At 30.6% G+C, this 6,194-nt stretch carries 8 protein-coding genes; 7 read left to right on the top strand and 1 reads right to left on the bottom strand.

Annotated elements, in window-relative coordinates:
* Positions 1 to 88: 88 nt before the first annotated feature.
* Entirely contained in the window at positions 89 to 367 is a 279-nt protein-coding gene (locus BD821_RS12520; protein WP_104410768.1) for an integrase core domain-containing protein, read from the top strand.
* Positions 368 to 422: 55 nt separating this feature from the next.
* On the top strand, positions 423 to 908 hold the full coding sequence (locus tag BD821_RS12515; protein WP_278335178.1) for an IS3 family transposase: 486 nt from the start codon (positions 423 to 425) through the stop codon (positions 906 to 908).
* A 39-nt stretch (positions 909 to 947) separates the two neighbouring features.
* On the opposite strand, the gene BD821_RS12510 is transcribed toward BD821_RS12515, so the two are convergent.
* A complete protein-coding gene (locus BD821_RS12510) occupies positions 948 to 1,169 on the bottom strand; it encodes a hypothetical protein (RefSeq protein ID WP_104410765.1) in 222 nt (73 codons plus the stop codon).
* Positions 1,170 to 1,333: 164 nt separating this feature from the next.
* On the opposite strand from BD821_RS12510, the gene BD821_RS12505 reads away from it, so the two are divergent.
* From BD821_RS12505 to BD821_RS12480, 5 genes are all read left to right on the top strand, one after another.
* The gene (locus BD821_RS12505) at positions 1,334 to 1,582 is read left to right on the top strand and encodes a hypothetical protein (RefSeq protein WP_104410764.1); all 249 of its coding nucleotides are present in this window, start codon (positions 1,334 to 1,336) and stop codon (positions 1,580 to 1,582) included.
* A gap of 696 nt (positions 1,583 to 2,278) precedes the next feature.
* The gene (locus BD821_RS12500; protein ID WP_104410763.1) at positions 2,279 to 2,518 is read left to right on the top strand and encodes a hypothetical protein; all 240 of its coding nucleotides are present in this window, start codon (positions 2,279 to 2,281) and stop codon (positions 2,516 to 2,518) included.
* A gap of 75 nt (positions 2,519 to 2,593) precedes the next feature.
* Positions 2,594 to 2,944: a hypothetical protein gene (locus BD821_RS12495; RefSeq protein WP_104410762.1), complete on the top strand. Its 351-nt coding sequence runs from the start codon at positions 2,594 to 2,596 to the stop codon at positions 2,942 to 2,944.
* 1,104 nt (positions 2,945 to 4,048) lie between these two features.
* Positions 4,049 to 4,282, top strand: a complete 234-nt coding sequence (locus BD821_RS12485; protein ID WP_104410761.1) for a hypothetical protein — start codon at positions 4,049 to 4,051, stop codon at positions 4,280 to 4,282.
* A complete protein-coding gene (locus tag BD821_RS12480) occupies positions 4,279 to 6,189 on the top strand; it encodes a hypothetical protein (protein ID WP_104410760.1) in 1,911 nt (636 codons plus the stop codon). The genes BD821_RS12485 and BD821_RS12480 overlap by 4 nt, the downstream gene beginning before the upstream one ends.
* The last annotated feature ends 5 nt before the right edge of the window (positions 6,190 to 6,194 follow it).

Here is a 6,194-nt window from a genome sequence, read left to right as displayed (position 1 = left end):
AAAGGTGAAGAAATGCTTGAGCCGTATGAGCGGGAAACTCTCACGTACGGTTCTTAGATGAGGGAAAGGGAGAAATCCCTTTTTCTTAATCGATTATACTAGCAAACAGTTTAAAAAGATAATTGCTGATAAGGGCTTAATTCACTCTTTTAGCCGTAAGGGTAATCCCTACGATAATGCTTGTATAGAGTCATTTCACTCGATTCTTAAGAAAGAGGAAGTATATGTACATAAATACCCTAACTTTGAATATGCACAAAGAGCTATCTTTGAATTTATTGAATCCTGGTATAATCGTAAGAGAATTCACGGTGCTTTAAACTATATGACCCCAGTAGAATTTGAAAATCTTAGAAAAGAAGCTTAGTAATATTGTACGACTTTTTGTGTCTAAGTTATTGACATAGGTCCAGTGCTCAGACATCACCTATATTTGGACATATGATGGGTTTGCATATTTAACAAGCATAATGGATCTATACTCAAGAAAGATCATATCATGGGTCCTTAGCACTACTCTTGAGTCAAAATGTGTCATTGAGGCAATTGAGAAAGCAAAAGCATCACGAAATATAAACAACCCCTTAGTTATGCACAGCGATAGGGGTATACAATATACTTCTGCTGCATATCAAGAAGCAACTAAAAATTTTATAAACAGTTATTCCAAGAAGGCCTATCCATGGGATAATGCGTGCATAGAGTCATTTCATGCATTGATTAAAAGAGAGTGGTTAAATAGATTCAAGATATTAGATTATAACCATGCACATAGATTGGTTTTTAATTATATAGAAGCATTTTATAATACAGTAAGGATACATAGCCATTGTGGATATCTATCACCAAACCAATATGAAATTGTGTATAAGGAAGGGTTAAATAAATTATATCTAACTGCTGGCTAATACAATATAGAAAATAAGTTAATATTTAAAAATTCAAATTTAACTTGTACTTTTTCTTGACATAGTACCAGTAGTCTTACTAGTATTTTCGGAACTCAATACGAATTGATTACCTATTCTTTTATATCCAAGTTTATTTAATTTTTTTCTTATAGTACTTTCATTTACTCCAAGCACTTTTGCTATTGAAGTTAAACTTTTATTTTTTTCTAATTCAGAATTAACTAATTTTAATAATTCTAATAATTCTAATACTTCCATAAGAACACCTCAAATATAATATTACAATAAGTATACTGTAATAATACTATTCTTTAAATTCATTTAAAAACCTTTAAATATTGAAAAAATAAATTAGAAAATATTGACCCTATTAATAAGATTTTATATTGGATATAATATAGTTAATATAAGGGGTGATAAGCATGGATGAACAAATATTAGAAATTCTAAAGAGAATAGAGCAAGGGCAAATTAAAACAAATGAAAGATTAGATAAAATAGAAAATAAGATAGATAAATTAGATAAAACCTTAGAGGTAGTTTATGACCAAACTGCAAATCTAAGTGAATTTAAAACCGATGTATTATCTAGGCTTGCAGAATTAAAAGAAGTAGAAGAAGTTACTAAAGTAAATTGCTATGATATAGCTAAATTAAAAGCAATAAAGTAGAGGTGATATATTGGATATAATTATTATAGGGATTACAGGTATTGCAATAATTTTTGCTATAGTTTATTTAGTATATAGAGTAACAATGAAGGCTATAAATCAAAAATAGATATAAAACTTTTCTTGCTTGTATTATAGATACTTATTTTATTCAATTTTATTATGATTTCGTTATGATCATAGCGAAGTCTATCTTTTTTTACAAAAGTTTATAATGAGTAAACAAAAAGACCTGGATTTTAAAAAATCCAGGTCTTTCAAATGGCTTAAAACCGTTAAATTTTATAATTTCGCTAAAACATGATTTAACGAAATAGCGTATGTTTTATAGGATGTAATAATAAAAATATAAGTTACTATGGATTTAAGAAAATATGTAACAGAAAAAATTGAGATTCTGAGAAATATATAGTACAGAATAATATGAAAAATATGTAGTAAATGTTAAACAAAGTATGTACAATATATATATACTAATGTTTTAATTAAGTATGAGAGGTGGATTATGGAAAATAGTTTAAAATGTAATAAATCTGATAATGAAATAACTTATAGAATAAAAGAAAATTTAAGAAATGTAAAAAATATTCAGTTGATCCAATAACAGCAGCAATAGTATTTTTAATTTGTTCAGCAGCTCTTTATATTGTAGTATCATCTACTATTAATTTTTACACTGCTTATTCAACTATAGATATGCAAAAACAAGCAGTTCAAAAAGCAACCAATAATGGAGATTATATAGATATTAAGTTTTCTAGTAAAGCCGCGATAGGATTTAATGTAACAAAAGGAATAGCTCCTTCTATCATAAATGGCTCTAGTGATATTTCAACACAAGTTATAGTAAAACCTAGAAATTCAACTAGTGAATATTATAGATATCCAGATGGAACTATAGCGTATCCTTATTCATTACCAGTAGAGGAATATTAATAATTATTAGAAAATAGTAAATAAATTAAAACATTAGTATAGTAATAATTCTAAGGTATAGGAGTAATAAATTTTATGAAAAAGTTATATTATAAAAAGTTTTTAGTAGTAACGTCAATGATAGTGTTGTTTTTTATAGCTTTAATATTTTCTATGTTTGTTATAAGGAGATTATTAGATGCTCAAACACCTAATTTAGATGTATTAATTCAGAATGGTAAAGATGCAGAATTTAATTTGAAATTATTAGGACTTACATTACAAAATGTTTTATTTACAATTAGTAATGATGGAGGTTTTGTTATTAGCTATAGTAATTCCACACTATTCTATTTATTTCCATTAATTTTTGCAATTGTTATAACAATTTTATTAGGAAAAATAATAAATAAAATAAAAATGTACACTTCTAATTGGAAGTTATAGAAGGAGTAAAGGAAGGTGAGCAAGTGAGCCCAGCAAAGCATGTCCTCACAAGGAACCCAGGGTAGAATAAAATGGAAAACTGCCCTTAAACAGAAATATTAGTAACCGCAAATAGCAAGAGGGGCACGTTGTTCCACTCAACTACCCCAGGACTCAAGAATTTACCAGGTACAAGCATTTCATTAAAGTAAAATCTAATGAAATGCTTTTTTAATCGAAGTTTCACTGATATGGTAATGTTTGAAAAATGTAAAAGAAGTACAGAAAGAATCCTAGCAAAGCAGGTATTAAAACTAGGGTACATTCTAAAAGTATAGCTAAAATAAAAACTAGAATAAAGAAGATAACCGCTAGAAGTAATGCTTTAGGTTAAAAAAAGCTAAAGAAGAAGCTCAAAGAATATGTAATGGAATAGGTGAATTACTTTAAACTAGAATACATAAAAGATATACTTACTAATGCAGGCCAATAGTTGTGAAGAGGGATAAGAATGTATATGGACCGTCATCCCCTTGATAAAGATGGAAGACAAGTAAAAACTCAGAGTCGTAGCGTACTGCCGTGTAAGTACCGACAGCGATGAGCAAGTTACGAGGCACAGATAGAGCATTACGCCGATTTTATAAAAGAAAATGAAGAATGGCAGCTAAGTGGTGTATTTGCGGATGATGGTATAAGTGGAAGCAATACTAAAAAGGATTATAATGACCTTGCTGATGAGATAGACCGTTTGAGAGAACTAAAGCAGAATGCTATGGCAGAGAATGCTTGAAACAGCGAATTGTCGAGATGTAGGAGTTTCTTGCAGAGCAGGTGGAGCAGATAGAAGAATACGATGAATACCTTGTGAGGTGAATGGTTGAAAAGGTAACGATTTATTAGGAAAAATTCATGGTGGAATTCAAGTTAGGCACAAGCGTGGATGTAGAAATATAAAAGAATAGGTTACAGAAGTTAACACCTTGCGGAAATGCAGGGCGTTTTTTGTTTGATAAATATTATTATAATAATTTCATAATAATTTGAAAATAATACAGATATATTGACAAATATACAGAAAATACTTACAATATAGACAAAATACTTTCTGGGGAGGTTTTTATAATGCCAGAATCTAAACATGACAAGTTTCTTAGAATTGCAGAGGCCCGTACAAATAAAATAATTGATATGATTAGATTACTAAGCAATTGTTCAAATGAGGCAACCTATGAATACGACGAAACAGATGTCAAAGAAATATTCTCTGCCCTTGAGCAAGAACTAAAAAGTTGTAAAGGTAAGTTTCAAGATTTAGGAGAAAAAAATAATAAATTTACATTGAGGCGAGAAGAATGAATATTGCATGGAATTTCCCTAATAATGGGTGTGGTCAAACGAGAGGTATTTCAGATGCTGGTATTGAAACATTTACTGGTATAGAAATTCAATCTTTAGCAAGAGAAATATGTCAAAATTCTTTAGATGCTACCCCAGACAGTTCTTCATCGGAAGTGGTTGTAGAATTTGAACGTTATAGAATTCAATCAAATGCTATACCTGGCTACGAAATATATAAAAATAAACTACATAAAGCATATAACTATTGGTCGAATAGAAAAAGTGAAAAAACAATTGCGTATCTAAAAAAAGCAAAAAAGGCAATAGAAAATCAAAACACTTTTGTACTTAGAATAAGTGATTATAATACCACAGGATTAATTGATCCTTATGGAGATAGTGATGATGGTTGGAATGCATTAACAAAAATTGATGGTGGTGCAACTAAAACTGGGGATAAAGCTGGTGCTTTTGGAATAGGAAAAAATGCACCCTTTTGTAATTCGGAGTATAGATTGGTCTTTTATAGAACGCTGAATGCTGAAAATGAAATAGCAGCTCAAGGTGTTTCAAGATTTATTTCATTCCCTGAAGATGAAACAGATACACTTCATACCATGACCACAGGATTTGGGTATTATGGTGATACTAATGGTAATTTACCTGTAGAAACAATTGTAGAACTAAATAATCTGCAAAATAGAACTGGAGTGGGTACAGATGTTTTTGTCTATGGCTTTAATGCAGCAACAACATGGGAAGATGATGTAACTTGCGAAGTACTAGAAAATTTCATTATGGCAATTTATAAAAATAAACTCGTGGTATCTGTAAACTCTACGAAAATCAATGTTACTGACTTGCCTGCACTTATGGAATGTTATAAGACCAAAGTAAGACAAGCTTATTGTTATTACAAAGTTTTATCTAACCCTGAAACCAAAGTGTTCACAAAAGATTTTCATGGGTTAGGCACATTAAAACTTAGTGTTCTCGTTGATGCACAAGAAAAGCTAAATAGAAAAGTACTTGTTACTCGAACTTCTGGAATGAAATTGTTAACGATAGGAAATATATCTCGTTTAATTTCTTTTTCCGGTCTTTTGGAAATGCAAGGAAAAGAGTTAAATGAGTATTTCAGAGAAATGGAAACTCCTTCACATGATAAATGGGTTCCAGGTAGGTATACAAAAAACCCAGCCCAAGCTAAAGAATATCACGATGAGTTGAAACAGTGGGTTAGAGATATGATTCTAGGTTTAGGCGAATATTCTAGTGATGAAGAAATAGAAGTAGAAGGACTTAGTAGCGTTCTTCAAAAAGAATCTTCATCATCAACCCAGCATGGTGATAATAAAAAAGAAGATTTACATAACACCATTGGCGATATCCTAATTCAACCAAGAGCAACATATCAAAGTAAGCCCAAAGGTCTGTTTCACGGTAACGAAGGTGAAGGGCAATCAAAGAGTAGAGATACGCAAGGAAATATTGGACAAGGTGGCTTTACAGCAACAAGAACTTTAGGTGGCAACCGTCAAAGAACAAAAAAAGATACACATAGAGGAACCATCTCTCAAGGTGGTCGAGATACTGTTCATGAAAAATATAGTGGTGGTACCCATGAGGCATTAAAAAGTATTCGTATTATGAAAATTGCAAATGATAAGTTCAGGGCATCTTTTGAAGTGTCAAGAGATGTTCAATCTGGTCACATAGAAATAGTTACTGTAGGTGAAAATGGTAAATCCAATAAACTTCAAGTCAAATCAGCTACTGGTATTTCTGCCTGTGAAAATATAAAATGCAGTTCCATTGGAATAAGTTTCTTAAATCTAAAAGGTAATGAAAAAGCAATGATTGAATTTTCTTTAGTGGACTCAAGAGATTATGCCATGGAGGTAAATGTATATGAACATAACTAAACGAT

This window comes from Clostridium algidicarnis DSM 15099, from assembly GCF_002934235.1.
GTDB lineage: Bacteria > Bacillota > Clostridia > Clostridiales > Clostridiaceae > Clostridium_L > Clostridium_L algidicarnis.
Note: the sequence above shows the minus strand (reverse complement) of the source record. Positions and strands in the feature narration are given on the sequence as shown.